Source organism: Streptomyces sp. H39-S7 (assembly GCF_027158205.1).
Taxonomy (GTDB): Bacteria; Actinomycetota; Actinomycetes; order Streptomycetales; family Streptomycetaceae; genus Actinacidiphila.
This window is the reverse complement of sequence record NZ_JAPVLU010000023.1, coordinates 1-25,010: the sequence shown is the minus strand read 5'-3', so window position 1 is coordinate 25,010 and position 25,010 is coordinate 1. Positions and strand designations below refer to the sequence as shown.

The 25,010-nt window shown below is 70.8% G+C and carries 22 protein-coding genes, 1 rRNA gene and 1 pseudogene; 5 read left to right on the top strand and 19 right to left on the bottom strand.

The window, feature by feature from the left end; all coding sequences use genetic code 11:
• The first annotated feature begins 69 nt into the window (after positions 1-69).
• The gene (locus tag O3X23_RS22600; RefSeq protein ID WP_269273305.1) at positions 70-1,353 is read left to right on the top strand and encodes a DUF2637 domain-containing protein; all 1,284 of its coding nucleotides are present in this window, start codon (positions 70-72) and stop codon (positions 1,351-1,353) included.
• 52 nt (positions 1,354-1,405) lie between these two features.
• Here O3X23_RS22600 and lysS read toward each other — a convergent pair whose 3' ends face one another.
• A complete protein-coding gene (gene lysS, locus O3X23_RS22595) occupies positions 1,406-3,148 on the bottom strand; it encodes a lysine--tRNA ligase (RefSeq protein WP_443047937.1) in 1,743 nt (580 codons plus the stop codon).
• 93 nt (positions 3,149-3,241) lie between these two features.
• Between lysS and argS the strand changes: the two genes are divergently transcribed.
• Positions 3,242-5,002 carry an arginine--tRNA ligase gene (argS, locus tag O3X23_RS22590; RefSeq protein ID WP_269273304.1) on the top strand — a complete coding sequence of 587 codons (1,761 nt, stop codon included), beginning with the start codon at positions 3,242-3,244 and terminating at the stop codon, positions 5,000-5,002.
• Between the two features lie 67 nt (positions 5,003-5,069).
• On the opposite strand, the gene O3X23_RS22585 is transcribed toward argS, so the two are convergent.
• The 9 genes from O3X23_RS22585 to O3X23_RS22545 form a co-directional block, all read right to left on the bottom strand.
• Entirely contained in the window at positions 5,070-6,005 is a 936-nt protein-coding gene (locus O3X23_RS22585) for a hypothetical protein (RefSeq protein WP_269273303.1), read from the bottom strand.
• 363 nt (positions 6,006-6,368) lie between these two features.
• On the bottom strand, positions 6,369-6,740 hold the full coding sequence (locus O3X23_RS22580) for a hypothetical protein (protein ID WP_269273302.1): 372 nt from the start codon (positions 6,738-6,740) through the stop codon (positions 6,369-6,371).
• A gap of 82 nt (positions 6,741-6,822) precedes the next feature.
• The gene (hemB, locus tag O3X23_RS22575) at positions 6,823-7,818 is read right to left on the bottom strand and encodes a porphobilinogen synthase (protein ID WP_269273301.1); all 996 of its coding nucleotides are present in this window, start codon (positions 7,816-7,818) and stop codon (positions 6,823-6,825) included.
• Between the two features lie 304 nt (positions 7,819-8,122).
• The gene (locus O3X23_RS22570) at positions 8,123-9,739 is read right to left on the bottom strand and encodes a uroporphyrinogen-III synthase (RefSeq protein WP_269273300.1); all 1,617 of its coding nucleotides are present in this window, start codon (positions 9,737-9,739) and stop codon (positions 8,123-8,125) included.
• On the bottom strand, positions 9,736-10,725 hold the full coding sequence (gene hemC, locus O3X23_RS22565; protein WP_269273299.1) for a hydroxymethylbilane synthase: 990 nt from the start codon (positions 10,723-10,725) through the stop codon (positions 9,736-9,738). The genes O3X23_RS22570 and hemC overlap by 4 nt, the downstream gene beginning before the upstream one ends.
• Entirely contained in the window at positions 10,722-12,047 is a 1,326-nt protein-coding gene (locus O3X23_RS22560) for a glutamyl-tRNA reductase (RefSeq protein WP_269273298.1), read from the bottom strand. Before O3X23_RS22560 ends, hemC begins: the two co-directional genes overlap by 4 nt.
• Positions 12,044-12,754, bottom strand: a complete 711-nt coding sequence (locus tag O3X23_RS22555) for a redox-sensing transcriptional repressor Rex (RefSeq protein ID WP_269273297.1) — start codon at positions 12,752-12,754, stop codon at positions 12,044-12,046. The genes O3X23_RS22560 and O3X23_RS22555 overlap by 4 nt, the downstream gene beginning before the upstream one ends.
• Positions 12,755-12,886: 132 nt before the next feature.
• On the bottom strand, positions 12,887-13,633 hold the full coding sequence (locus tag O3X23_RS22550; RefSeq protein WP_269273296.1) for a 3'-5' exonuclease: 747 nt from the start codon (positions 13,631-13,633) through the stop codon (positions 12,887-12,889).
• 92 nt (positions 13,634-13,725) lie between these two features.
• Positions 13,726-14,004, bottom strand: coding sequence for a glutaredoxin family protein (locus O3X23_RS22545; protein ID WP_269273295.1), 279 nt, complete (start codon positions 14,002-14,004; stop codon positions 13,726-13,728).
• Between the two features lie 129 nt (positions 14,005-14,133).
• Between O3X23_RS22545 and O3X23_RS22540 the strand changes: the two genes are divergently transcribed.
• The 3 genes and pseudogenes from O3X23_RS22540 to O3X23_RS22530 all read left to right on the top strand — a co-directional run bounded on the left by O3X23_RS22540 (position 14,134) and on the right by O3X23_RS22530 (position 17,663).
• Entirely contained in the window at positions 14,134-15,117 is a 984-nt protein-coding gene (locus O3X23_RS22540) for an HAD family hydrolase (RefSeq protein WP_269273294.1), read from the top strand.
• A gap of 287 nt (positions 15,118-15,404) precedes the next feature.
• A complete protein-coding gene (locus O3X23_RS22535) occupies positions 15,405-16,199 on the top strand; it encodes an ECF subfamily RNA polymerase sigma factor, BldN family (RefSeq protein WP_269273293.1) in 795 nt (264 codons plus the stop codon).
• A gap of 232 nt (positions 16,200-16,431) precedes the next feature.
• Positions 16,432-17,663 (top strand): annotated as a pseudogene (locus O3X23_RS22530) (DUF5667 domain-containing protein).
• 98 nt (positions 17,664-17,761) lie between these two features.
• Here O3X23_RS22530 and O3X23_RS22525 read toward each other — a convergent pair.
• The 9 genes from O3X23_RS22525 to rrf form a co-directional block, all read right to left on the bottom strand.
• Positions 17,762-18,988: a lysophospholipid acyltransferase family protein gene (locus O3X23_RS22525; RefSeq protein WP_269273292.1), complete on the bottom strand. Its 1,227-nt coding sequence runs from the start codon at positions 18,986-18,988 to the stop codon at positions 17,762-17,764.
• Between the two features lie 26 nt (positions 18,989-19,014).
• Positions 19,015-20,058 (bottom strand): NAD-dependent epimerase/dehydratase family protein, encoded by a 1,044-nt coding sequence (locus O3X23_RS22520; RefSeq protein WP_269273291.1) that lies wholly within the window; start codon positions 20,056-20,058, stop codon positions 19,015-19,017.
• A 230-nt stretch (positions 20,059-20,288) separates the two neighbouring features.
• The gene (locus tag O3X23_RS22515; RefSeq protein ID WP_003948845.1) at positions 20,289-20,387 is read right to left on the bottom strand and encodes a 30S ribosomal protein bS22; all 99 of its coding nucleotides are present in this window, start codon (positions 20,385-20,387) and stop codon (positions 20,289-20,291) included.
• Positions 20,388-20,502: 115 nt separating this feature from the next.
• Entirely contained in the window at positions 20,503-20,715 is a 213-nt protein-coding gene (locus O3X23_RS22510) for a helix-turn-helix domain-containing protein (protein WP_164297503.1), read from the bottom strand.
• A gap of 128 nt (positions 20,716-20,843) precedes the next feature.
• Positions 20,844-21,659 (bottom strand): phosphatase, encoded by an 816-nt coding sequence (locus tag O3X23_RS22505; RefSeq protein WP_269273290.1) that lies wholly within the window; start codon positions 21,657-21,659, stop codon positions 20,844-20,846.
• A gap of 136 nt (positions 21,660-21,795) precedes the next feature.
• The gene (locus tag O3X23_RS22500; protein ID WP_269273289.1) at positions 21,796-22,971 is read right to left on the bottom strand and encodes an acetoin utilization protein AcuC; all 1,176 of its coding nucleotides are present in this window, start codon (positions 22,969-22,971) and stop codon (positions 21,796-21,798) included.
• Positions 22,940-24,139, bottom strand: a complete 1,200-nt coding sequence (locus O3X23_RS22495) for an MFS transporter (RefSeq protein WP_269273288.1) — start codon at positions 24,137-24,139, stop codon at positions 22,940-22,942. The genes O3X23_RS22500 and O3X23_RS22495 overlap by 32 nt, the downstream gene beginning before the upstream one ends.
• Positions 24,140-24,187: 48 nt before the next feature.
• Entirely contained in the window at positions 24,188-24,850 is a 663-nt protein-coding gene (locus O3X23_RS22490) for an HAD family hydrolase (RefSeq protein ID WP_269273287.1), read from the bottom strand.
• Between the two features lie 80 nt (positions 24,851-24,930).
• Positions 24,931-25,010, bottom strand: a 5S ribosomal RNA gene (gene rrf / locus O3X23_RS22485); the annotation flags it as partial.

Sequence of the window (25,010 nt, the reverse complement as noted above, 5' to 3'; positions counted from 1 at the left end):
GCCGCCATATGACAGTCTGGGCCGGTCAGTTGCCGAGGGTGGGAGGGGTCGCGGGTGCCCGCGATACGCATGACCCGGACGCATCGGATCCTTGTCGGTGTGGTGGTCGCCGGTGCGGTGGTGATCGCCGCGATCGGGTTCGCGGGATCGTACGCCGCGGTGCGGGAGCTCGCGCAGAACAAGGGCTTCGGCTGGTTCGCGAACGTGTTCCCGATCGGCGTGGACGCCGGCATCGTGGTGCTGCTGGCCCTGGACCTGCTGCTGACCTGGATGCGGATCCCGTTCCCGCTGCTGCGCCAGACCGCCTGGCTGCTGACCGCCGCCACCATCGCCTTCAACGGCGCCGCCGCCTGGCCCGACCCGGTCGGCGTCGGCATGCACGGCATCATCCCGGTCCTGTTCGTCGTCTGCGTGGAAGCCGCCCGCCACGCGGTGGGCCGCGTCGCGGACCTGACGGCCGACAAACACATGGAATCGGTCCGCCTCACCCGCTGGCTCCTCGCCCCCTTCCCCACCTTCAAGCTCTGGCGCCGCATGAAGCTGTGGGAACTGCGCTCCTACGACCAGGTCATCCGCCTCGAACAGGACCGCCTCGTCTACCAGGCCCGCCTCCAGGCCCGCTACGGACGGGCCTGGCGCCGCAAAGCCCCCGTCGAAGCCCTCATGCCCCTGCGCCTGGCCCGCTACGGCATCCCCCTCGCCGAAACCGCCCCCCTCGGCCTCGCCGCCGCCGGCATCACTGTCCAGGGGCCGGTACCGGCCCCGGCACCCGTGCCTGTGCCCGCCCTGGCCCTGGAGTCGCCCCACCCGGCCGAGCAGGAGCAGCGGCCGGAGCCCGAGCCGCAGCCGGCACCGCAGCCCGCACCGGAACCCGTGCCGCAGGTCCGGCGGACCCAGCCGGCCCCGGCGGCCGCCCGCGCCCGCATACCGGCGCCGGTGCCGGACCCGGACCCGGAACCCGACGCCCGCACCACGGTCCCCGTCTCCCCCGGCCGCGTCCGCACCCTCGCCAACGGCTACGGCTCCGCGCAGGTCAGCGCCTACGCCCCGGAACCGGAAGCGGAGCCTGACCCCGAGCCCGAGCCCGAGCCCGAGCCGGCACCCGCTCTGCACCGCCCGCCGCACATCGAACCCGACGTGCCGCGCGAGGAGCAGTACTACGGGGCGTTCCGCCGCTACGTGGTCGAGGTCAACGAGTTCCCCAACCCGCGCCAGTTCGGCCGCTACCTGCTGGAGAACTACGGTGTCACGGGCCGCTCGGGGGGCCCGCTCAGCGAGGGGACGCTGCGCCGGTACCTGACGGAGTTCGAGTCGCAGTACCGGACCGAGTGGGACTCGGAACAGGTTCCGTAAAAAGAGATCCCCCGGCCGCCGGAAGGGCAACCGGGGGACCAGCCGTCTTCGGTCAGACGGCGCCGAGCAGCGTACGGACGCGGTCCGCGCCCACCGCGAGCAGCAGGGTGGGCAGCCGGGGGCCGGTGTCTCGGCCGACGAGCAGTTGGTAGAGCAGCGCGAAGAACGACCGCTGCGCGACCTTGAGTTCGGGCGTCGGCTTCGCGTCGGCGTCCAGGCCCGCCTGGAGCTTGGGCACGGCGTAGACGAGGGTCGTCAGGCCGTCCAGCGACCAGTGGTCGTCGAGTCCGCCGACCAACAGGTCGAGCGCGGCCCGGTCGGCGGCCGGAAGGCTGCCGAGAATCTCACGATCCGGCTCGGTGCGGACCCGGGTGCGCTGGTCCGCGGGGACGTGGGTGGTGATCCACGCCTGGGCGCGGTCGAGACGCGGCCGGGTCTCGTCCAGCGACGTGACGGGGTTGGCCGGGTCCAGATCGCGCAGGATCCGCAGTGTCTGTTCGTCGTGACCGGTGGTGATGTCGACGACGGAGGCGAGCGTCCGGTACGGCAGCGGGTGCGGCGTCCGCGGCAGCTCACCCGCGGCCGTGCGGGTGGCCCGGCTGTACGCGGCGGCGTCGGCGGCCTGCACCGAGCCGTCGGCGATCTTGCGCTCCAGCGCGTCCCACTCGTCGTAGGTGCGCTGGATCTCCTGGTCGAAGGCGACCTTGAAGGACTGGTTGGGGCGGCGGCGGGCGTAGAGCCAGCGCACCAGCGGCGCCTCCATGATCTCCAGCGCGTCGGACGGCGTGGGCACGCCGCCGGCCGAGCTGCTCATCTTGGCCATGCCGCTGATGCCGACGAAGGCGTACATCGGGCCGATGGGCTGCTCGCCGCCGAAGACCTCGCGGACGATCTGGCCGCCCACGACGAACGAGGAGCCCGGCGACGAGTGGTCGACGCCCGAGGGCTCGAAGATCACGCCCTCGTAGGCCCAGCGCATCGGCCAGTCGACCTTCCAGACCAGCTTGCCGCGGTTGTGCTCGGAGAGCTTCACCGTCTCGGAGTGACCGCAGGCGCAGGTGTACGAAAGCTCGGTGGTCTCGTCGTCGTACGAGGTGACCGTGGTGAGGTCCTTGTCGCAGACCGAGCAGTACGGCTTGTACGGGTAGTAGCCCGCGCCGCCGGTGCCGTCGTCCTCGTCGGCCGCGCCCGAGCCCGCGGCGGCCTCGACCTCGGCCTCGTCGAGCGGCTTCTGCTGCTGCTTCTTGCCCGCCGGCTTGTCCTTCGTCCGGTACCGGTCGAGGATCGCGTCGATCGCCCCGCGCTCACGCATGGCGAACAGCACCTGCTCGCGGTAGGCGCCGGCCGTGTACTGCTCGGTCTGGCTGATGCCGTGGAACTCGATGCCCAGCTCGGCGAGGGCGGCGATCATCGGCGCCTTGAAGTGCTCGGCCCAACTGCCGTACTCGCTGCCCGCCGGCGCCGGGACCGAGGTCAGCGGCTTGCCGATGTGCTCCGACCACGAAGGGTCGACGCCGTTGGGCACCTTCCGGAAACGGTCGTAGTCGTCCCACGAGATGATGTGGACGCACTCGCGGCCGCGGCGGCGGATCTCGTCGGCCACCAGGTGGGGCGTCATGACCTCGCGCAGGTTGCCGAGGTGGATCGGGCCGGACGGGCTGAGACCCGATGCGCAGACGATCGGTTTGCCGGGGGCGCGACGGTCCGCCTCGGCAATGACCTCGTCCGCGAAACGGGAGACCCAGTCGGTCTCGGGGCTCTGAGCCACGATCGGCACTTCCTTCCTCGACAGCATGTCGCACCCATTCTCACAGACCGAAAAGGGGATGCGGTCCCGTGGGATACTCGAAGGGTTTCCCATTCCCCCAACCGGAACGGCACCCATCCCATGGCTTCGGTCGCTTCCCTTTCCGCCTCTGTCCAGCAGCGTGTCTCGGCCGCCCTGGCGGCCGCCGTGCCGTCGGCCGTCGGTGCCGACCCGCTGCTGCGCCGAAGCGACCGGGCCGATTTCCAGGCCAACGGCGTGCTGGGTCTGGCGAAGCGGAACAAGGCGAACCCGCGGGAGCTCGCGACGCAGGTCGTCGCCGGTCTGCCCACCGACGAGCTGATCTCCGGGATCGAGGTGTCGGGTCCTGGCTTCCTCAACATCACCGTCGCGGACGCGGCGATCACCACCACGCTGGCCGCGCGCGCCGCCGACGACCGGCTCGGCGTGCCGCTGACCGCGAACCCCGGCACCACGGTGATCGACTACGCGCAGCCGAACGTGGCCAAGGAGATGCACGTCGGCCACCTGCGGTCGTCCGTGATCGGTGACGCGATCGCCAGGATCCTCGAGTTCGAGGGCGAGACCGTCATCCGCCGGCACCACATCGGCGACTGGGGCACCCAGTTCGGCATGCTCATCCAGTACCTGATCGAGCACCCGCACGAGCTGGACCACGCGGACGCCGACACCGACGGCGAGGCGTCGATGTCCCGCCTCAACCGGACGTACAAGGCGGCCAGGACGCTCTTCGACGCCGACGAGGCGTTCAAGGACCGGTCCCGCAAGCGCGTGGTGGACCTGCAAGCAGGCGAACCCCGGACCCTCGAGCTCTGGCAGCGGTTCGTGGACGAGTCGAAGATCTACTTCTACTCGGTCTACAACAAGCTGGACATCGCGATCCAGGACGAGGACATCGTCGGCGAGTCCGCGTACAACGACATGCTCGTCGAGACCTGCAAGATCCTGGAGGACACCGGCGTGGCGGTGCGCTCCAACGGCGCGCTCTGCGTCTTCTTCGACGACATCAAGGGCAAGGACGGCGAGCCGGTCCCGCTCATCGTGCAGAAGGCGGACGGCGGCTTCGGCTACGCGGCCACCGACCTGTCGGCGATCCGCGACCGGACCGGCAACCTCAAGGCCGACACCCTTCTCTACGTGGTGGACGCCCGGCAGGCGCTGCACTTCCGCATGGTCTTCGAGACCGCCCGGCGGGCCGGCTGGCTCACCGACGAGGTCACCGTCAAGCACCTGCCGTTCGGCACGGTGCTGGGCAAGGACGGCAAGCCGTTCAAGACCCGTGAGGGCGAGACGGTCCGGCTGGTCGACCTCCTCGACGAGGCGGTCGAGCGGGCCACGGTCGTCGTCAAGGAGAAGAACGAGGAACTGTCCGACGCCGAGGTCGCGGAGCGCGGCGCCGAGGTCGGCATCGGCGCGGTCAAGTACGCGGACCTCTCCACGTCCCTCGGCCGCGACTACGTCTTCGACCTGGACCGGATGGTGTCGCTGACCGGCGACACGAGCGTGTACACCCAGTACGCGTACGCCCGGACCCAGTCAATCCTCCGCAAGGCCGGCGAGGCCAGGGCGGTCGCCCGCCCGGAGCTCCCGCTGGCCCCGGCGGAGCGCGCGCTGGGCCTGCTGCTGGACGAGTTCGGCGACGCCCTCGCAGGCGTCGCGGACACCTACGAGCCCCACAAACTGGCCTCGTACCTCTACTCGGTGTCCTCCACGTTCGCCACGTTCTACGAGCAGTGCCCGGTCCTCAAGCCCGAGACCCCCGCGGACGTCCGCGAGAACCGGCTCTTCCTCTGCACCCTGACCGGCCGCACGCTGCGCCAGGGAATGACGCTGCTGGGCATCCACACCCCCGAGCAGCTCTGACCGAACGCACCGAGGGGCCCGCCGGACGATCGTCCGGCGGGCCCCTCGTCATATCCCGCGGAGCCGGTCAGGCGTTGTAGTGGATCGTGCCGCGCAGGGCGGGCGTGCCGCCGTCGCAGTGCTGGACGAACGTGGCGGCGAGGGCGGTGACGTTGCCCGCCGCGTCGGTGACGAGCTTGCTGATGGTGAACGTGCCGGTCGCCGTGCAGGCGCGTCCGTCACCGAAGACCATCATGGACGCGTCGCCGTTCACGCCCGTCGCCTGGTAGGTGGTCCCCGCTGTGAGCTGCTGCCCGCTGGGCGCGTCGAACAGCGCGGTCCAGTCGTCCCGCTTGCCCGACACCCCGTACTGCAGCCTGCTGGTGGATCCGCTGAGGGTGAAGGTGCTGGTGGAGCCGGTGTAGGAAGTGCTCTTGCCCCCGCCGATCCAGTCTCCCGCGTCGCTGGAGTAGGAGTAGGACAGCGGGAAGGCGTGGTACTTGACGGTCCCCGTGAGCGCCGGCGCGGACGCCTGCTCGCAGTTCTGCGTGAAACTCGCGTCCAGGAGCGTCACCGCGCCCGAGGCGTCGGTCGCGATCTGGTTGACGGCGAACTGGCCGTACACCTCGTTGCAGCCGCGTCCATCGCCACCGACGTCCAGTCCGGGCGAACGCCCGGTCCGGAACGGCGCGCGCTCCGCGCCCCGGTAGACGCCCGGCCGCAGGGTGTCGCCCCGGGGCGCGGCGAGTTCGACACGCCAGTCGTCTCCCCCGCCGACGACGCGCACGGTCAGATCGGCGCCCGTCCCCATGACGGTGACACTGGCTGCCGGAGCGGAGTACGAGGCGGTCCTGCCCTGGCCTATGTAGTCGCCCGCCGTGCTGGCGAACCGGTACGAGGTCGCCGCCACCGGCGCCGTAGCGGCCTGAGCAGGAGTGATGAGAGCACCGATCAGCCCGGCCGACGCCAGCAGACCGGTGAACAGTGCGCGGACGGCCCGGCGGCCCCCGTTTTGTGCGTGCACAGGTGAATTCCTCTCCAGGGAGGGCGAGTTGACCAAATCAACCTGCCCACCCAGAACAGAACTCGAACCTATTTTCGAAATTGGCCGCCCCTCAGCCAGCCTGTCGCGGCCGTCCGCCGGGACGCCCCGAAGTCGCACCGGACGATCCTGCCGGGGTCCCGCAGAGACTCGCCCCACTCACTGCCTACGCGGCGTCGTAGGACGGACCTGGCGAACCGCACGCCCGGCTCACAGGTGCTGGACGGGCGGCACGATCATGACGATCGCCACGAGACAGCCCCGAGGCACGATCAGCACGTTCACCCAGCCACCGCCCGGCAGACTCGTCGGGGACGTACTCCCAGTACCACCCGGAGGTGCCGCTCATGTGCCGTCCCCGCCACGGTCGAGTCCGGCCTCGATCGCGGCGGTGGCGAGGATCTCGCTTACCTCGGCGGCGATGCGGCGAGCCTCGTCACGATCCGACGCAGTCGCCGCCAGCGCTTCGAGTTCCCGCAGGCGTGCGGCGCGGTCAGGGTGACGCTCGATCGCGACGTATACGGCCCACTGTTCCACAAAACGCCTCAAGGGAGCGGCCGAGACAGCCGTACGGGCCGCGTCGGTGGCGGCGATACGTTCCTGGTCGAATGCAGGAAGCCGGCCTGGAGCGACTATTGCCAGAGCAGAACGCAACGCCTCGGGTGCCGCGGACGGTTGCGGTACCGCACCGGGGCTGCTCGCTCGTTCCGCGCTCATGGCCGACTCGTCTCCTTCTGGTGGCGTGACAATCCCATACTGCCCCGCCGGGCAGCCCGTGTGACCGTAACCCCTGCCTCGGTCAGCCCTCGCGACCCAGCCGCTGCGCGACCTCGGTCGCCCAGTAGGTGAGGATCATGTTCGCGCCGGCCCGCCGCACGCACGTGAGCGTCTCCATGATGGTGCGATCGCGATCGATCCAGCCATTGGCCGCCGCCGCCTCGACCATCGCGTACTCACCACTGACCTGATACGCGGCGACCGGCACGTCGACCGTGTCGGCGACCTTCCGCAGCACGTCCAGGTACGGCAGTGCGGGCTTGACCATCACCATGTCGGCGCCCTCGGCAAGATCCAGGGCCAGCTCGCGCAGGGACTCGCGGAAGTTCGCCGGGTCCTGCTGGTAGGTCTTGCGGTCGCCGGTGAGCGACGAGTCGACGGCCTCGCGGAAGGGCCCGAAGAAGGCCGACGCGTACTTCGCGGTGTACGCCAGGATGGAGACGTCCTGATGCCCCACCGCGTCCAACGCATCGCGCACGATGCCGACCTGACCGTCCATCATCCCGGACGGCCCCACCACGTGGACGCCCGCGTCCGCCTGCACCTGCGCCATCTCGGCGTAGCGCTCCAGCGTCGCGTCGTTGTCGACCCGGCCCTGCGCGTCGAGCACTCCGCAGTGGCCGTGGTCGGTGAACTCGTCCAGGCACAGGTCGGACATCACCACCACCGCGTCCCCGACCTCACCCACGACATCGCGGATGGCCACCTGCAGGACTCCGTCCGGCTCGGTGCCCTGCGTGCCGAGCGCGTCCTTCTCCGCCGGGACCCCGAAGAGCATGATCCCGCCGACGCCCGCCTCGGCAGCTTCCAGGGCCGCCTTCCGCAGGGTGTCGCGGGTGTGCTGGAAGACGCCCGGCATGGAGGAGACCGCCACCGGCTCGCTGAGGCCCTCGCGGACGAACATGGGCAGGATCAGCTCGGCGGGGTTCAGCCGGGTCTCGGCGACCAGGCGCCGCATCGCCGGGCTGGTGCGCAGCCTGCGGGGGCGCACTCCGGGGAAATCACCGTAGCCAGTCATGTCCGAGCCTTCCTCCAGCGCTGGAGACGTTCCAGACGTCCACGCTACGCCCGGTCACAGCATGCACTTCCCGACTAGACGTCGGCCGGAGCGGACTGAGGGGGGTATGGCGGGTCAGGACCACCACGCACGCGGGGCACACCCACACACCGGCCGGAGGGGCAGTGGCGGGGTGTCCCCGCAGGACGACGAACGAATCCGGCCGTCACCTTGCAACAGGCACGAGCGTTCGTCGTCCGAGGAGATACCCCGGCGCGGCCCCGCCCCTGAAGAGCGGACCCGCACCGTACCCCTCGCCGAAGAACTACACGCGCGCCCGCCGCCGCGATCCCGGCCGCCGCTCGCTGGGCCGCGTCACAGGATCGCCCGCGTCCTCCGCCGCCATCCGCCGCGCCGTCCCGAAGTCGGCCAAGGCCTGCGCCAGCGCATGCACGGACGGCTCCGGCGACATCACGTCGACCCGCAGCCCGTGCTCCTCCGCCGTCTTCGCCGTCGCGGGACCGATGCACGCGATCACCGTGACGTTGTGCGGCTTCCCGGCGATGCCGACCAGATTCCGCACCGTGCTCGACGAAGTGAAGAGCACCGCGTCGAACCCGCCGCCCTTGATCGCCTCCCGCGTGTCGGCCGGCGGAGGCGAAGCCCGCACCGTCCGATAAGCAGTGACGTCGTCGACCTCCCAGCCCAGCTCGACCAGGCCGGCCACCAACGTCTCCGTAGCGATGTCCGCACGCGGCAGGAACACCCGGTCGATCGGGTCGAAGACCGGATCGTACGGCGGCCAGTCGTCCAGCAGGCCGGCCGCCGACTGCTCACCGCTCGGGACGAGATCCGGCTTCACGCCGAACTCGACCAGCGACTGGGCGGTCTGCTCGCCGACCGCGGCGACCTTGATCCCCGCGAAGGCGCGCGCGTCGAGCCCGTACTCCTCGAACTTCTCCCGCACCGCCTTGACGGCGTTCACCGACGTGAAAGCGATCCACTCGTAACGCCCGGTGACCAGACCCTTGACCGCCCGCTCCATCTGCTGCGGGGTGCGCGGCGGCTCCACGGCGATCGTCGGCACCTCGTGCGGGACCGCGCCGTACGAGCGCAGCTGGTCCGACAGCGAGGCGGCCTGCTCCTTGGTGCGCGGCACCAGGACGCGCCAGCCGAAGAGCGGCTTGGTCTCGAACCAGGACAGCTGAGCTCGCTGCAGACTGCGCTGGCCGACGACGGCTATCGCCGCGATCGGGCCCTCGGGCGTCGGCAGGGCCTTGGTGGCCTTGAGCTCGGAGGCGATCGTGGCCAGGGTCGCGGTCCAGGTGCGCTGCCGGGTCGTGGTGCCGGCGACCGTGACGGTCAGCGGCGTGTCGGGCTTGCGGCCCGCCGCGACCAGTTCGGCGGCGGCGGAGACCACGGTCTGCAGCGTCGTGGTGAGGACCAGCGTGGCCTCGCTCGCGCCGACCTCGCTCCAGCAGCGGTCGGAGGCGGTGGCGGCGTCGATGCAGCGGACGTCCGCGCTGAGCGGGACCCCGGCGTAGGCGGGTACGCCCATGGCCGCGGAGACACCCGGCACGACCTCGAAGGGAATGCCGGCGGCCGCGCAGGCGAGCATCTCGCTCGCCGAGGAGTTGTCCAGGCCGGGATCACCCGCTACCGCACGGACGACCCGCTTTCCGGTGCGCGCGGACGCCATGACAAGCTGGGCGGCAGCAGCGGAGGCGTCCAACGCGCCCTCGCCCGCGGCTGGTTCAGCCGTGCCCACATCTGCTCGGGCGTGCGTACGCACGACCTCCAGTACATGCGGCTCGCCGACCAGCAGGTCGGCATGGGCCAGCGCCTCGACGGCGCGCAGGGTCAACAGCCCGGGATCACCGGGCCCGGCACCGAGGAAGGTGACGTGGCCGAGGCCGGAGTGATTGACGGCGGTGGGGCTCAAAGTACGCGCTCCCCCATAAGACCGGCTGCGCCCTTGGCGAGCATCTCGGCCGCGAGTTCGCGACCGAGAACCGCGGCGTCATCCGCGGACTCAGGGGTTGCACCAGTGATGGACATCTGCACCAGCTGGGTGCCGTCGGTCGTGCCGACGACCCCCCGCAGGCGCAGCTCGGAAATCTGCCCGTCGGCCACCAGGTCGGCGAGCGCGCCCACAGGGGCGGAGCAGCCGGCCTCAAGGGCGGCGAGCAGTGATCGTTCAGCGGTGACGGCGGCCCGGGTGAACGGGTCGTCGAGTTCCGCAAGTTGTGCCGCCAGCGCCAGTCCCGCCGCGTTACCGGCGGCGCACTCGATGGCGAGCGCGCCCTGTCCCGGGGCGGGCAGGACGGCGTCGACGGAGATCAGCTGGGTCGCGTCACCGAGGCGGCCGAGGCGGCTGAGCCCGGCCGCGGCCAGGACGACGGCGTCGAGCTCACCGGAGGTGGTGAAGCCGATACGGGTGTCGACGTTACCGCGGATGGGCACCGTCTCGACCGCTCCGCCCAGGCTGCGGGCCCAGGCGTTCAACTGCGCCATCCTGCGCGGGGACCCGGTGCCGACGCGGGCCGGCCGGCCCAGCGCGGCGGCGGCCGCCACGAGCTCCTCGAACGTCAGCCCGTCGCGGGCCACGAGCGCGTCGCGCGGGTCCTCGCGGACCGGGATCGCGGCGAGCGTGAGCCCCTCGGCGGGCGTCGTCGGCAGGTCCTTGAGCGAGTGCACGGCGAAGTCGATCTCACCGGCGAGCAGCGCGTCCCGCAGCGCGGAGACGAAGACTCCGGTGCCGCCGATCTGCGCGAGCTGCTCACGGGAGACATCCCCGAACGTGGTGATCTCGACGAGCTCGACCGGTCGGCCGGTCAGCTGGCGCACCTGCTCCGCCACCATGCCGGACTGCGCCATGGCGAGCTTGCTGCGCCGGGTGCCCAGTTTCAATGCGGTGGGGCCGTTCATGGCCGCCCTCGATTCGGGTCGTCGGCCCTGCTGACGGCGGCGACCGCCTGCGGGTCGAGGTCGAAGAGTTCACGCAGCGCGTCGGCGTACCCGGCGCCGCCGGGTTCGCCCGCGAGCTGCTTGACCCGCACGGTGGGCGCGTGCAGGAGCTTGTCGACGACGCGGCGCACGGTCTGGGTGATCTCCGCGCGCAGCTTGTCGTCCAGGTCGGGGAGGCGTCCGTCGAGCCGGGTGAGTTCCCCGGTGACGACGTCGGCGGCCATCGCGCGCAGCGCGACGACGGTGGGGGTGATCCGGGCCGCGCGCTGGGCGGCGCCGAAGGCACCGACCTCGGCGGCGACGATCTTGCGGACCTCGTCGACGTCGGCGGCCATCGGGGCGTCCGCGGAGGCCTCGGCGAGCGACTCTATGTCGACCAGGTGGGCGCCTTCGAGGCCGTGCACGGCGGCGTCGACGTCGCGCGGCATGGCCAGGTCGAGCAGGGCCAGCGGGGCGGAGCCGGCGCCGGTCGCGGTGCGGGTGGCGACGGCGGCGGCGACGGTGGCGTGGTCCAGGACCAGGCCGGTCGCCCCAGTACACGACACGACGAGGTCGGCCGAGGCCAGTTCGCCGGCGACGGCGTCGAAGTCGGCGGCCCGGCCGCCGAGCTGCGCCGCGAGGCGCTCCGCGCGGTCCGCGGTGCGGTTGGCGATGACGAGTTCGGTGACGCCCGCGCGGGCCAGGGTCGCGGCGGCGAGCGAGGACATCGAACCGGCGCCGACCACGAGGACGCGCTTGCCGGCGAGCTTGCCGGTGGTGCCGGCCAGTTGGTCGAGGCCGAAGGTGACGAGCGACTGCCCGGCCCGGTCGATGCCGGTCTCGCTGTGGGCGCGCTTGCCGACCCGCAGGGCCTGCTGGAACAGGTCGTTGAGGAGCCGGCCCGCGGTGTGCAGGTCCTGGCCGAGGGCGAGCGCGTCCTTGATCTGGCCGAGGATCTGGCCCTCGCCGACCACCATGGAGTCCAGGCCGCAGGCGACCGAGAACAGGTGGTGGACCGCCCGGTCCTCGTAGTGCACGTAGAGGTAGGGGGTGAGCTCTTCGAGGCCGACGCCGCTGTGCAGTGACAGCAGCATCGACAGCTCGGCGACGCCGGCGTGGAACTTGTCCACGTCCGCGTAGAGCTCGATGCGGTTGCAGGTGGCGAGCACCGCCGCTTCGGTCGCGGGCTCGGCGGCCAGCGCGTCCTGCAGCAGTTTGGCCTTGGCCTCGTCCGCGAGCGCGGCCCGCTCCAGCAGGCTGACCGGTGCGCTGCGGTGGCTCAGGCCGACAACGAGAACACTCATGCGGGCATCACGGCGGGCACGTCCCCGTCCGGGCTCTGGCCCTGCTCGCCGGCCTTGCGCTGCTCGTGGAACGCGAGGATCTGCAGCTCGATGGAGAGGTCGACCTTGCGGACGTCCACGCCCTCGGGGACCTGCAGCACGGTGGGCGCGAAGTTCAGGATGGAGGTGACGCCGGCGGTGACGAGGCGGTCGCAGACCTCCTGCGCGGCGCCGGCCGGGGTCGCGATGACGCCGATCGACACCTGGTTGTCCTCGACGATGGCCTCGAGCTCGTCGATGTGCCGGACGGGGAGTCCGGCCACCAGCTTCCCGGCGAGGGCGGCGTCGGCGTCCATGAGGGCCGCGACGCGGAACCCGCGGGAGGCGAAGCCGCCGTAGTTGGCGAGCGCGGCGCCGAGGTTGCCGATACCGACGATCACGACCGGCCAGTCCTGGGTGAGGCCCAGTTCGCGGGAGATCTGGTAGACGAGGTACTCGACGTCGTAGCCGACGCCGCGGGTCCCGTAGGAGCCGAGGTAGGAGAAGTCCTTGCGCAGCTTCGCGGAGTTGACGCCCGCGGCGGTCGCGAGTTCCTCCGACGACACCGTGGGCACCGAACGCTCGGAAAGCGTGGTGAGAGCCCGCAGGTACAGCGGAAGCCTGGCGACGGTGGCCTCGGGGATACCTCGGCTGCGGGTCGCCGGTCGGTGAGAACGGCTAGTTGCCACGATGCTCCTGCGGGTAGAGCGTAGACGTCCAGGAACCACAGTCCCCGGGGCCGCCCCGTGCATGCCAGGCTATGTCTTTGTGAACGCGTGCACAAAGATAGTGTCCGATTTGTCCGGGGGAAGTGACCGGCATCACGCGCTCCCATTCCGGACATAAGAAACCATTTGCTGTGGCGAATCGTTCCATCCCTTCGGGCCCTTCGGCATTTCCGCCGACTGCCCTACCGACCGGTCCTCCGGACGATCAACGGAACGCCTCCCGAGCCACAGCGCCTCGGCCTCCGGCGTGTGCGCGATCACCGGCCACTCCACTTCCGCCGCCGCCTCCAGCGCTCCCGGCACGCCGGCCAGGTCCGGTGCGTCCGCCGCGTAATGCGCGAACAGCCGCGCGGTGGCCCGCGCGTCACCCAGCGCCGTGTGCGCCGCCCAGTCACCCAGTCCGGCGTCCGCTACGCAAGCCCCCAGCGAGAATCCGCTCGGAGCGGGTACCCGCGAGACGGCCATCCGCATCGTGCACAGCTCCGGCACGGCCGGCAGCCGCACACCCAGCCGCGCGTACTCCGCGGCCAGGAACGCCCGATCACAGCCCACGTTGTGCCCCACCAGCACCCTGCCGCTCAGCAGCCCCAGCAGCCGCGGAGCGATCCCCGCGAACGTCGGCGCCCCACCGAGATCGTGCCCCTCGATGCCGTGGATATGGGTCGGGCCGACCGGCCCCTGGGGATCGATCAACGTACTGAACTCGCCCTGCGGGACGCACTCCCGGTCGAGCAGCACGACCGCCACCTCGACCACCCGGTGCCGCCGTGAACTGGACCCGGTGGCCTCCAGGTCCACGACGGCATAGCCGCCAGACCCCTGGAACCGTCCGGAGAGCACGCGCCCACATCCTCACGCCTAGCCCCCGGTGTACAAACCGAACCCGATGGTAATCGAATGCGCGCTCCACGTGTAACGCGCCCAAAAAGGGCTCAGCCGGTGAGCGCGGTACGCAGCCGCTGCTCGTCGACCCGCCAGAAGTCGTGCTGCTCACCGTCGACCAGCACCACCGGGATCTGCTCCCAGTACCTGCGGTACAGCTCCTCGTCCTGGGTGATGTCCCGCTCCTCGACCCGGGAACCGAGCTCCCCCGCGACCTTCTCGATCACCACACGGGCGTCGTCGCACAGATGGCAGCCGGGCTTGCCGATCAGCGTCACGGTGCGGTCGGCGGGATCCTTGCGGGCGCTGCGGCGCAGGAGGGGACTCATTCGAGACATTGTGCCCCCGCATCCCTTCCGGCGGACCCGGCCGTCGGGTAACACGTACGTCGCGAGGAGTTCACGCCGTCGCTCCTTCCGCGGCAAGGGGCGGCCGAACAGAATGGCTATGCTCGCCGCATGGCCGCTTTGCAATGGCTCACCCCCCGTAAGCGCTCCGCCACCGCGCGCAGCGTGCTCGCAGGCGAGGCCGCGGCCGAGGCCGCCCTCGCGGCGCCGGCCGGACACGCCCAGGAGACGGAAGCTCCCGCGGCGGACGCCGGGCCCGGAAAGAACGGAAGACCGGGAAAGCCGGACGGGAACGGTGCCGCGCCCGAGTTCCCCGTCGTCGGGGATCCGCACGCCGCGGCCTTCTTCGACCTCGACAACACCGTGATGCAGGGCGCCGCGATCTTCCACTTCGGCCGCGGCCTGTACAAGCGGAAGTTCTTCCACAAGCGCGAGCTCGCCCGCTTCGCCTGGCAGCAGGCCTGGTTCCGGCTCGCCGGTTCCGAGGACCCCGAGCACATGCAGGACGCGCGGGACAGCGCGCTGTCGATCGTCAAGGGGCACCGCGTCGAGGAGCTCATGTCGATCGGCGAGGAGATCTACGACGAGTACATGGCCGAGAAGATCTGGCCGGGCACCCGGGCGCTCGCCCAGGCCCACCTCGACGCGGGCCAGCGGGTCTGGCTGGTCACGGCCGCACCCGTGGAGACCGCGACGATCATCGCCCGTCGGCTGGGCCTGACCGGCGCGCTGGGCACCGTCGCCGAATCCGTCGGCGGCGTCTACACCGGCCGGCTCGTCGGCGAACCGCTGCACGGGCCGTCCAAGGCCGAGGCGGTCCGGGCGCTCGCCGGCGCCGAGGGGCTCCAGCTGTCACGCTGCGCCGCCTACAGCGACTCGTCGAACGACATCCCGATGCTGTCGCTCGTCGGGCACCCGTACGCGATCAACCCCGACGCCCGGCTGCGCAAGCACGCCCGCGCCGAGGGCTGGCGGCTGCGCGACTACCGCACCGGCCGCAAGGCCGCGAAGATCGGCATCCCGGCCGCGGCCGGGGTGGGCGCGGTGGCGGGCGGCGCGCTCGCCGCGGTGGCGATCCACCGACGCCGCCGCTAGGTCGTGCCCTCCGGTCCCCCGCCGTCGCAGTGCTGCCACACAGCCACAACACGCACTCCTCGCGACCAATTCACGAACATAAGCGGTCAACTTCGGTTCATTGTTCGATAATTGATCGATCACCAATGCACCAAGGAACCGACGTAATCGGCGATTTAGGCAACACGGTGTAGCGCTGCCTGTACGAAGCGTTATTCTCCTCAGACGCAATCGGAACCCACACGTCGACCACGGCGCGTGCACGGTCCCGTACTGCACGTGATGGAAGTTCTGCCTCTGGGAGTCCCGTGTACCCACACGACGGGGTTGACACCTCCGGCCTGGCAACGCTGCGCGCTTTGGTGAACGACTGCCTGCGTGTCGTCCCCGCGTTCGCCGAGCCCGCCCTCGCCACGCCCTTTTCCCCCGGCCCCGCGTACGCACTGGCCGAAGTCAGCACCGCCGCAGGCAGACGCACCCGGAACACCCCTCGGAGCGGCTCCGGCAGCAACGCCGCAGGCGGACCCACCGCTCGCCGTCCCGCCGCGGACAGTGACAGCGGCCGGATGATGGACCTCGTCGAGCGGGCCCAGGCCGGCGAGACCGAGGCCTTCGGCCGGCTCTACGACCACTACTCCGACACCGTCTACCGCTACATCTACTACCGCGTCGGCGGCAAGGCGACCGCCGAGGACCTCACCAGCGAGACGTTTCTGCGCGCCCTGCGCCGGATCGGCACCTTCACCTGGCAGGGCCGCGACTTCGGCGCGTGGCTCGTCACCATCGCCCGCAACCTGGTCGCCGACCACTTCAAGTCCAGCCGCTTCCGGCTCGAGGTCACCACCGGCGAGATGCTCGACGCGAACGAGGTCGAGCGCAGCCCCGAGGACTCGGTACTGGAACAGCTCTCCAACGAGGCGCTGCTCGTCGCGGTCAGGAAACTCAACCCGCAGCAGCAGGAGTGCGTGACGCTGCGCTTCCTGCAGGGCCTGTCGGTCGCCGAGACGGCACGCATCATGGGCAAGAACGAAGGGGCGATCAAGACCCTTCAGTACCGCGCTGTGCGGACCTTGGCCCGACTGCTGCCCGAAGACGCCCGGTGAGCCGGAGTTGTCCCTTTTTCCCCACTCCCAACGGTCTTTTTCCCGGCCGCTCCAGTCCGATCATCATGACCGCGTAACCCAACTGGCGCGCCGCTCGTTGCACCACATGCAGACACCTCTCTGCCGCGCTCTGGCCGCTTCCAGTCACTCGATTGGGTGGACAGAAACAAGGAATGCAACCTTCCGGGCGGCTTCGGGAGTCGAGTGTGGATGACGAGAGGAGGTGCCGCCCATGATCGGACAAGCAACGGCACACCGTAGGGCGAACGCCTTCGCCCAGGCCCTTGAGACTGCCGGTTTTCCGGGGGAGACCCCCGGAACTCCGACAGCACACCCCAGGAGCCCGCCGGCGAACACGGCGCCCATGCCACGGACCGGCACGCCGACCCCGATCAGGGGCAGCTGCTGGCTCTGGTCGGCGCCATCGGCAACCGGCAGCCGCCGGTGCTGAGCGCCGAGGCGAAGACGGTGCAACGTGCTCAACTGATCGCCGCGATGGAGACCGCGCTCGCCGATGGCAGCCTTGAGGTCTCCCCCAAGGTCCCCGAGCAACGCACCGGCGGCGCGCACCGCGCCACCGGGCTCGGGAAACTCAGGCCACGTTCCCGCTGGTCCCGCCGGCTCGCCGCCGGCGGGCTCTCCGTGGGCGTCGCGGCCGGAGCCCTGGGCGGAGTCGCGGCGGCCAGTACGAACGCACTGCCAGGGGACACCCTCTACGGCCTCAAACGGGGCATGGAGGATCTCAAGCTGGACATGGCCAACAACGACGCCTCCCGAGGAGGCGTCCTCCTGGACATGGCCGCGACCCGCATGCAGGAGGCCCGGCGCCTCATGGAGCGCGGTCGCTCGGGCGACCTCGACAGCGAGTCGGTCAACGAGGTCCGCCGGGCGCTCCTCGGGATGCACCAGGAGGCCGCGGAAGGCCACCGGCTGCTCACCGCGGCGTACCAGCGCGACGGCTCGCTGCAGCCGATGGAAGTGCTGAACGAGTTCAACGCCTCGCACCGCGAGGGCTGGAGCCAGCTGCGCGACCGGCTGCCCACCCAGCTCGGTGATGTGAGCAACCAGGTCACGTCGGTCTTCGACGCCATAGAGCACGATGTCGCGCCTCTGGCCGGAAAGCTCCCCCACCCTCAGGGCAGCGAAGGCCCCGCGCACCGGCAGAGCGGCAAACCCGGCTCCTCCGGTACCGGCCACAGCGGCACGGCCACCCCGGCGCCGCACCCCTCCGCCACCGCGGAGGGTCACAGCGGCACACCGGGCACCACCAGCAGCCCGAGCGCCGGCACCGACAAGGACCGCCTGATCGGCGGAACGGACGGGCTGCTCCCCCCGTCCCCGGGTACCGGCGAGGAGAACTCGTCCGGACCGGCGACGGCGACCCCGCCGTCCGTCAACCTGCCCCCGCTGCTCCCCGGCCTGCTCCCGGGCCTCGGCCTCGGGGCGGAGGACGCCAAGGAGTAGCCGGCGGCCGGGCATACGTGTGGGGTGGGTCCGGGCGGGCGGCCCGGACCCACCCCACAGGCGTTCTCCGGCCGAAGGCGGCGGCCGCCGCCTTCGGCTCAGAAGAACACGGACCGCCGCTGCACCAGCAGCTTGTACAGCGTGTGCTGGATGGTCTCCCGCACCTGGTCCGTCAGGTTGAAGACCAGCATCGGGTCCTCGGCCGCCTCCGGCGGGTACTGGTCGGTCCTGATCGGCTCGCCGAACTGGATCGTCCACTTCGTCGGCAGCGGCACCAGGCCCAGCGGCCCCAGCCACGGGAACGTCGGCGTGACGGGGAAGTACGGCACGCCCAGCAGGCGCGCCAGCGTCTTGGAGTTGCCGACCATGGGGTAGATCTCCTCCGCCCCCACGATCGAGCACGGGATGATCGGCGCCCCGGTCTTCAACGCCGTCGAGACGAAGCCGCCCCGCCCGAAGCGCTGCAGCTTGTAGCGGTCGGCGAAGGGCTTGCCGAGACCCTTGAAGCCCTCCGGCATCACCCCGACGACCTCACCGCGTTCCAGCAGCAGCTGGGCGTCCTCGGCGCAGGCCAGCGTGTGGCCCGCCTTGCGGGCCAGCTCGTTCACCACCGGGAGCACGAAGACCAGGTCGGCGGCGAGCAGCCGCAGGTGGCGGCCGGCCGGGTGGTGGTCGTGGACGGCGACCTGCGCCATCAGCCCGTCGAGCGGCAGCGTCCCGGAGTGGTTGGCGACGACCAGGGCGCCGCCCTCGGCCGGGATGTTCTCGATGCCCTTGACCTCGACCCGGAAGTACTGGTCGAAGATCGGCCGCAGCACCGACATGAGCACCTGCTCGGTGAGCTGCTCGTCGTAGCCGAACTCGTCGACCTCGTAGTCCCCGGTGATCCGGCGCCGCAGGAACGACAGCCCGTGGGCGACCTTGCGGTCCCAGCGGGCTCCCATCAGCCGCTCGGCCGCACCGGTGAGCGCGTCGGTCAGGGCCTCGGCGACGGCCGCCGCGGGCGCCGTGCGCGGGCCGCCACCGCCATCGGCCGCATCGGCGCCGCCGATTGCCCCCGGGTCGTCCGCAGAGCCGTCCTGGCCCTGCTGAGCGCCCTCACGGGCCGTTCCGGACGGACCCGCGGGGTCGGCGGCATCACGCGGAGCGCGGGGCTCCGGCGCGGTGGCCGACTCGTCCGGGAACTCCGCCGGGACGGCGGACAGGGAGGCCGGCGAAGCGGCCCCGTCGCTCTTCTTCCGGGCCCCCGCCCGTCCGCGCGGCCGGCCCGGCCCCCGACGGGCACGTGTGTCCTCGTCGAACGGGATGACCTTGGCATCCGCCATGCTGCGGCTCCTCCTCGTTGGGGCTCTCACGTCCGGTTGGCGCCCGCGGGAAGTGCGGCGGCGATCGCGTCGACCGTGCGGGCGAGCCGGTCGGGCGGCAGCAGGCCGGGGCCACGGCTGCGGGCGAAGTCGCCCAAGGTCTCGGCCGTCGTGTACCTGGGCGCGAACCCGAGCGTCTCACGCATCTGAGTGGTGTCCACCACTCTGCCGTGCGTCAGCAGGCGGATCTGTTCCGGGGAGAAGTCGGTGACCCCCGCCGTGCGCAGCATCTGCCCGATCCAGGTGACGGCGGGCAGCAGCACCGGGACGGTGGGCCGGCCGAGCCGCCTCGCGGTCTGGGACAGCAGCAGTACGCCGTCGCCCGCGATGTTGAACGTGCCGCTGTTGAGCGTCCCGCGGCGGGCGTCGAGCGAGGCGAGGACCAGCACGTCGGTCACGTCGTCCTCGTGCACGAACTGCAGCCGCGGGTCGTAGCCGAACACGGTCGGCAGCGCCGGCAGCGAGAAGTACTCCGCGAGCGGGGAGTCGGCCTGCGGGCCGAGGATGTTGGCGAACCGCAGGACGGCGACCGCCACGTCCGGCCGGCGGCGCGCGAATCCGCGCACGTAGCCCTCGACCTCGACCGCGTCCTTCGCGAAGCCACCGCTGGGCAGCGACTTCGGCGGCATGGTCTCGGTGAACACCGCCGGGTCACGGGGCGCGGAGCCGTAGACACTCGTCGTCGACTTCACCACGAGGCGGCGCACCGCCGGCGCCTTCTGGCACGCCCCCAGCAGCTGCATCGTGCCGATGACGTTGGTCTCCTTGACCTGCGTCCGGCCGCCGGAGCCCAGCGGGGTGCCGCTGACGTCCATGTGCACCACGGTGTCGACGTTGTGCTGGGCGAGCACCTTGGCGATCATCGGGTGCCGGATGTCCGCCCGGACGAATTCCGCGCTGCCCAGCTGGTGCTCGGGCACCTCGGCGTCCACGCCGATCACCCGGTCCACTTCCGGATCATGCTGGATCCGGCGGACGAACCGGCCGCCCAGCTTTCGCGCGACTCCGGTGACGAGCACCACCTTGCCCACGATTCAGCGCCTTCCATCAGGGATGTACGCACCGTATCGGTTCGTTGTTGCGCTGTGATGACGGCATCGGGCCGTCGGCCGGAACGCCCCCCGTGCGGCGGACACCCCCGCACCTCCGGCTGCCCCCGGGCGCGTTCCGGGCATCGCAGGGCCCCCGGAAACGCAGCTGCCCTCCCACCGCCGCGCGGAGCACGGTGGTGGGAGGGCAGGAAGTGCAGCGAGTGGCTCGCTTACTTCTTGTTGCGACGCTGCACACGCGTACGCTTCAGCAGCTTGCGGTGCTTCTTCTTGGCCATACGCTTGCGCCGCTTCTTGATGACAGAGCCCACGACTACCCTCGCTTCGTTTTCACTCGGTGCGGGGCGTCCGAGCCCACACGACCTACGTCGGCCAAGCCTACCCGCCCTGAGGGGGCGGGTAGAACCGAGGCGACCGAGAAGGCCGTCAAGCGGATTCCCCCACCCCCACGTAGGACTCACGCAGGTAGTCGTGGACGGCTTGTTCTGGCACCCGGAAGGACCTGCCCACCCGGATCGCCGGCAGATGACCGCTGTGCACCAATCGGTACACGGTCATCTTGGACACACGCATTACTGAGGCGACCTCCGCCACAGTCAGGAAAACGACCTCGTTGAGAGGCCTGTCGCTAGCAGCCATGACACACCTGAACCTTCCGCACATGACGGCCACCGGCTTCCCCTCCGGTGACTCCAGCAGGCACGTGCGCTCCTCCCCAGATTAGGTGCGGGTGATGCAAGTGGGGAAGAGGAGTTGCGATCGGTTGACTACTGTGACAGACACGCTCGATTGAGTACATAGCGTGTAAGCGGTCGGTAGTAATCGGAGCGCACAGCGTCATCAAGCGGAACGGCGACGGAAACCCGGCCCTCCGCCTCGGCCACGAAGACCGCGGGATCATCGGCGTCCGCCAGCCCGATCGCCTCAATGCCCAGCTGACCAGCCCCGCAGACCCACCCGTGATCACCGACCACCAGCCCCGGCAACTGCCCCCCGCGGCCGGCCGCGGCGGCCAGCGCGGTACGAACCGGGAGGGGGGAGTGCGTGTGCGTCCCGGACTCGTCCGCCGTGGGAATCGCGTCCACAGTGCGGACCGTCGCGACTCCGCCTACGTACCAAAGGTTGTGCTGGCGTAGCCCGAATCGGGTCGGAATGTCGACAGGTCGACCGTGCGCGGAGGTGAGGACAGGACATCCTGCCGCCGACAAGGCCGCGGCCAATGCGGCGTAGAAGCCCAAAAGTCGGTGCGGATGACCTGTTCCGATCAACACCGGTACCCGGTCGGTCGCCGCCCGCCCCAAACGTTCCGCGAAAGCGTCGAGCGCCGCCACCGTGCAGTCGGGGTCGATCACATCCTGCCCCGAAGTGTGCCCGGGATCCGGCGAGACGCCGCATCTTTCGGCCATCAACCGGAGCAACTCCGCCGTACCCCAGGTGCCTTCGGGGTCGAGGCCGAGTGTCAGCCGCGGATCCCGCGCCGCGAACAACCGATAACTCAGCAGACTTTTCTCCCGGGGCGTCGCCACGGGACCGGCCAGCCGGGCCGCCAGCAGATGCGCGCGCAGCGCGCCGACACTCAGCACGCCCCCGATACTGCCTTCTACGCCCCCGCCATCCCCGCGAAACCGGAAAACACACCCCTTGCGGGTGATTGGTACCTAATACCACCCATCCCGCGCGCGCCTCCTGACCGCGCCTCCTGACCGCCCCCTGGCGGCGTCAGGCCAGCAGGCCGTGCAGGGGGAACACCGCGCGCCGGGTGGCGAGGACCGCCTGGTCGAGCCGGTCCGCCGGGTCGTACCCGGCATCCTCGAAACTCCGCCAGGCCACCGGGTGGCGGCCGTCCGTCATCCGCGCGGGCGCCATCGCCCGCGTCGCCCGGTACACCTCGTGCCGCCACGGCTCCGGCGTCTCGGCGGTCGGGTCGATCGGCGCGCCCGCGGCGATCGCCACCAGGTGCGTCCAGGAGCGCGGCACGACGTCCGACACCGCGTAACCACCCCCGCCGAGCGCCACCCAGCGGCCCCCGGCATGCTCGTGCGCCAGCTCGTGACACGCCTCGGCGACGGCGCGCTGGGCGTCCAGGCTCACCGCGAGGTGCGCCAGCGGGTCCTCGAAGTGGGTGTCCGCCCCGTGCTGCGAGACGATGACCTGCGGGGCGAAGGCGGCGATCAACTCCGGTACGACGGCGTGGAACGCGCGCAACCATCCCGCGTCGCCCGTCCCGGCCGGCAGCGCGACGTTCACCGCCCCGCCCTCCGCACCGGCGCCACCGGTCTCCTCCGGCCAGCCGGTCTGCGGGAACAGCGTCCGCGGGTGCTCGTGCAGCGAGATCGTCAGAACCCGCGGATCGTCCCAGAAGGCCGCCTGGACCCCGTCCCCGTGGTGCACGTCGACATCCACGTAGACCACGCGCTCCGCACCGAGCTCCAGCAGCCGCGCCACCGCCAGCGCGGCGTCGTTGTACACGCAGAAGCCCGCGGCGGAGCCCGGCATCGCGTGGTGCAGACCGCCCGCGAAGTTCACCGCGTGAGCAACGTCACCGCTCCACACCGCCTCAGCGGCGCCGACGGACTGCCCGGCGATCAGCGCGGAAGCCCGGTGCATGTTCGCGAAGGCCGGATTGTCCTCGGTACCGAGGCCGTAGGCCGGCTCGGCCGACCGCGGATCGGCGGAAACCCGCCGCACCGCGGCCACGTAGTCGGCGCGGTGCACCAGCCCGAGAGTGGACTCCCCGGCGGCCCGCGCCGCCGTCACCTTGATCCTCTGGTCCAGCCCGAAAGCCTCCACCAGCCGCATCGTGAGGGACAGCCGCACCGGGTCCATCGGATGCCCGGGGCCGAAGTCGTACTCCGTTACCTGCTCATCCCACATCAGCTGTGCGCGGCCGCTCATGGCCGACACCGTATCGGGCCTCACCGGTGTCGAACGACTTGGCGTAGAGGAGCGTCGCCAGCACCAGCACCATCGGGATCAGCATCGCGCCCCGGTAGCTCCACGCGTCGCCGATCGCACCCACCAGCGGGGCGCCGATCAGGAAGCCGACGTAGTTGAAGATGTTCAGCCGCGCTATGGCCGTGTCCGAGGCCCCGGGGAAGAGCCGTCCCGCAGCGGCGAACGTGGTCGGCACGATGACGCAGAGCCCGAATCCCAGCAGCGTGAACCCGATCATCCCGACCCACGGGCCCGGCGCCGCCGCCACCACCCCGAAGCCGACCGCGGCCAGCACCGTCCCGAACCGCACCACCGCGGCCGCGCCGAAGCGCCGCACACCCAGGTCGCCGGCGGCCCGGCCGAGCAGGGTCGTCACCATGTAGATGTTGTACGGAACGGTGGACAGCTGCTCGGAGCTGCCGAGCGTGTCCTGCAGGTACTTCGCGCCCCAGTTGGAGACCGTCGAGTCGCCGATGTACGCGAAGGACATCACCAGGCAGAGCGGCAGCAGCAGCCGCATCGCCACGGGGGTCGCCGCCGGCGCTTCCGCGCCCTCGGCCAGTGGTTCCTGCCGCTGGTCCACGTACCGGCGGCTCGCCACCAGCACCACCGGGATCAGCACCACGGCGACCGGCGCGTAGAGCACCGCGAGCGACAGGTGCCAGTGCGCCCCGGCCCACGCCAGCGAGGCGCCGGCGATGCCGCCGAGGCTGTAGGCGGCGTGGAAGCCGAGCATGATGCTCCGGCCGTAGGTGCGCTGCAGACTCACACCCAGCATGTTCATGGAGGCGTCGAGCCCGCCGACACAGATGCCGAACAGGCCCAGCGCCACGGCTATCTGCCACATCGCGTTCCCGGAACCCGCCGCGACCAGGACCAGCGCCACCAGCGGCTGGACCCACCGCAGTACGACGCTGGGCCGCACCCGCTTCACCAGGTGCTCGGTCGCCACACTCCCCGCACCGGCGAGGATCGGCACAGCGGCGAGGAAGACCGGCAGCAGTCCGTCACTGATGCCGTAGCGGTCCTGGATCGCCGGGATACGGGTTACGAGCAGGGCGAAGACCACGCCCTGGCTGAAGAAGCTGACCGCCAGCGAGGCCCGGCCATGCCGCAGAGATGCGTCCATGAGCGAGCAGCGTAGATCCCGAAGCTACGGATGAGTAGGTGTTGCGGGTCACAAGTTGGGCGATCGGCCGGCGAGCAGATCCAGGAGCTCGCGCGCGTCGCTGAACAGGGCGTTGGCGTCCCTGAGCTTCGCCGCGGGAGTCATCGCCGTGAACCCGTACACGTCCATCCCGGCCGCAACGGCCGCCTGTACGCCCAGCGGGCTGTCCTCGACGACCGCGCACCGGGCGGGCTCCGCCTCCATCACCTGGGCGGCGTGCAGGAAGAGGTCGGGCGCCGGCTTCCCCCGTCCGACGTCCTGCGAGCTGAAGATCCGCTCCTCGCCGAAGTGCTCGAAGAGCCCGGTCGTGTGCAGCGCCACCCTGATCCGCTCGTGGCTCCCCGACGAGGCGAGGCAGAACGGCACACCGTCCGCCTCCAACTTCGCCAGAACGTCCGCGACTCCGGGCACGGGTCGGAGGTCCTGCCGGAACGCCTGGAAGACCCGTCCGTGGAAGACGTCGTCGAAGTCCTCCGGCAACTTCTGTCCTGAGCGCTCCAGCACCAACTCGTGGACCCGGTGCATCGCGGAGCCCATGTAGTCGCGGATCGACTCCTCGTACGACGTGGGATGGCCGAGTTCCGTGAGATAGCCGGACAGGATCCGGTTGGAGATCGGTTCGCTGTCCACCAGGACGCCGTCGTTGTCGAAGATGATCAGGTCATAGCGCATGACCCCACTGTAGGGAACGACCCTGCCGAGAACGCAAAGAAGCCCCCAGGCATTAGCCTGGGGGCTTCTTCTCAAAGATTGTTCGGCGGCGTCCTACTCTCCCACAGGGTCCCCCCTGCAGTACCATCGGCGCTGAAAGGCTTAGCTTCCGGGTTCGGAA

Bases quoted from the DNA above. Each gene is read 5' to 3' on its own strand.
- O3X23_RS22600 (WP_269273305.1), top strand. From the start codon at position 70: ATGACCCGGACGCATCGGATCCTTGTCGGTGTGGTGGTCGCCGGTGCG.
- lysS (WP_443047937.1), bottom strand. From the start codon at position 3,148: ATGCTGTCGAGGAAGGAAGTGCCGATCGTGGCTCAGAGCCCCGAGACC.
- argS (WP_269273304.1), top strand. From the start codon at position 3,242: ATGGCTTCGGTCGCTTCCCTTTCCGCCTCTGTCCAGCAGCGTGTCTCG.
- O3X23_RS22580 (WP_269273302.1), bottom strand. From the start codon at position 6,740: ATGAGCGCGGAACGAGCGAGCAGCCCCGGTGCGGTACCGCAACCGTCC.
- hemB (WP_269273301.1), bottom strand. From the start codon at position 7,818: ATGACTGGCTACGGTGATTTCCCCGGAGTGCGCCCCCGCAGGCTGCGC.
- hemC (WP_269273299.1), bottom strand. From the start codon at position 10,725: ATGAACGGCCCCACCGCATTGAAACTGGGCACCCGGCGCAGCAAGCTC.
- O3X23_RS22560 (WP_269273298.1), bottom strand. From the start codon at position 12,047: ATGAGTGTTCTCGTTGTCGGCCTGAGCCACCGCAGCGCACCGGTCAGC.
- O3X23_RS22545 (WP_269273295.1), bottom strand. From the start codon at position 14,004: ATGAGTCCCCTCCTGCGCCGCAGCGCCCGCAAGGATCCCGCCGACCGC.
- O3X23_RS22540 (WP_269273294.1), top strand. From the start codon at position 14,134: ATGGCCGCTTTGCAATGGCTCACCCCCCGTAAGCGCTCCGCCACCGCG.
- O3X23_RS22525 (WP_269273292.1), bottom strand. From the start codon at position 18,988: ATGGCGGATGCCAAGGTCATCCCGTTCGACGAGGACACACGTGCCCGT.
- O3X23_RS22510 (WP_164297503.1), bottom strand. From the start codon at position 20,715: ATGGCTGCTAGCGACAGGCCTCTCAACGAGGTCGTTTTCCTGACTGTG.
- O3X23_RS22500 (WP_269273289.1), bottom strand. From the start codon at position 22,971: ATGAGCGGCCGCGCACAGCTGATGTGGGATGAGCAGGTAACGGAGTAC.
- O3X23_RS22495 (WP_269273288.1), bottom strand. From the start codon at position 24,139: ATGGACGCATCTCTGCGGCATGGCCGGGCCTCGCTGGCGGTCAGCTTC.
- O3X23_RS22490 (WP_269273287.1), bottom strand. From the start codon at position 24,850: ATGCGCTATGACCTGATCATCTTCGACAACGACGGCGTCCTGGTGGAC.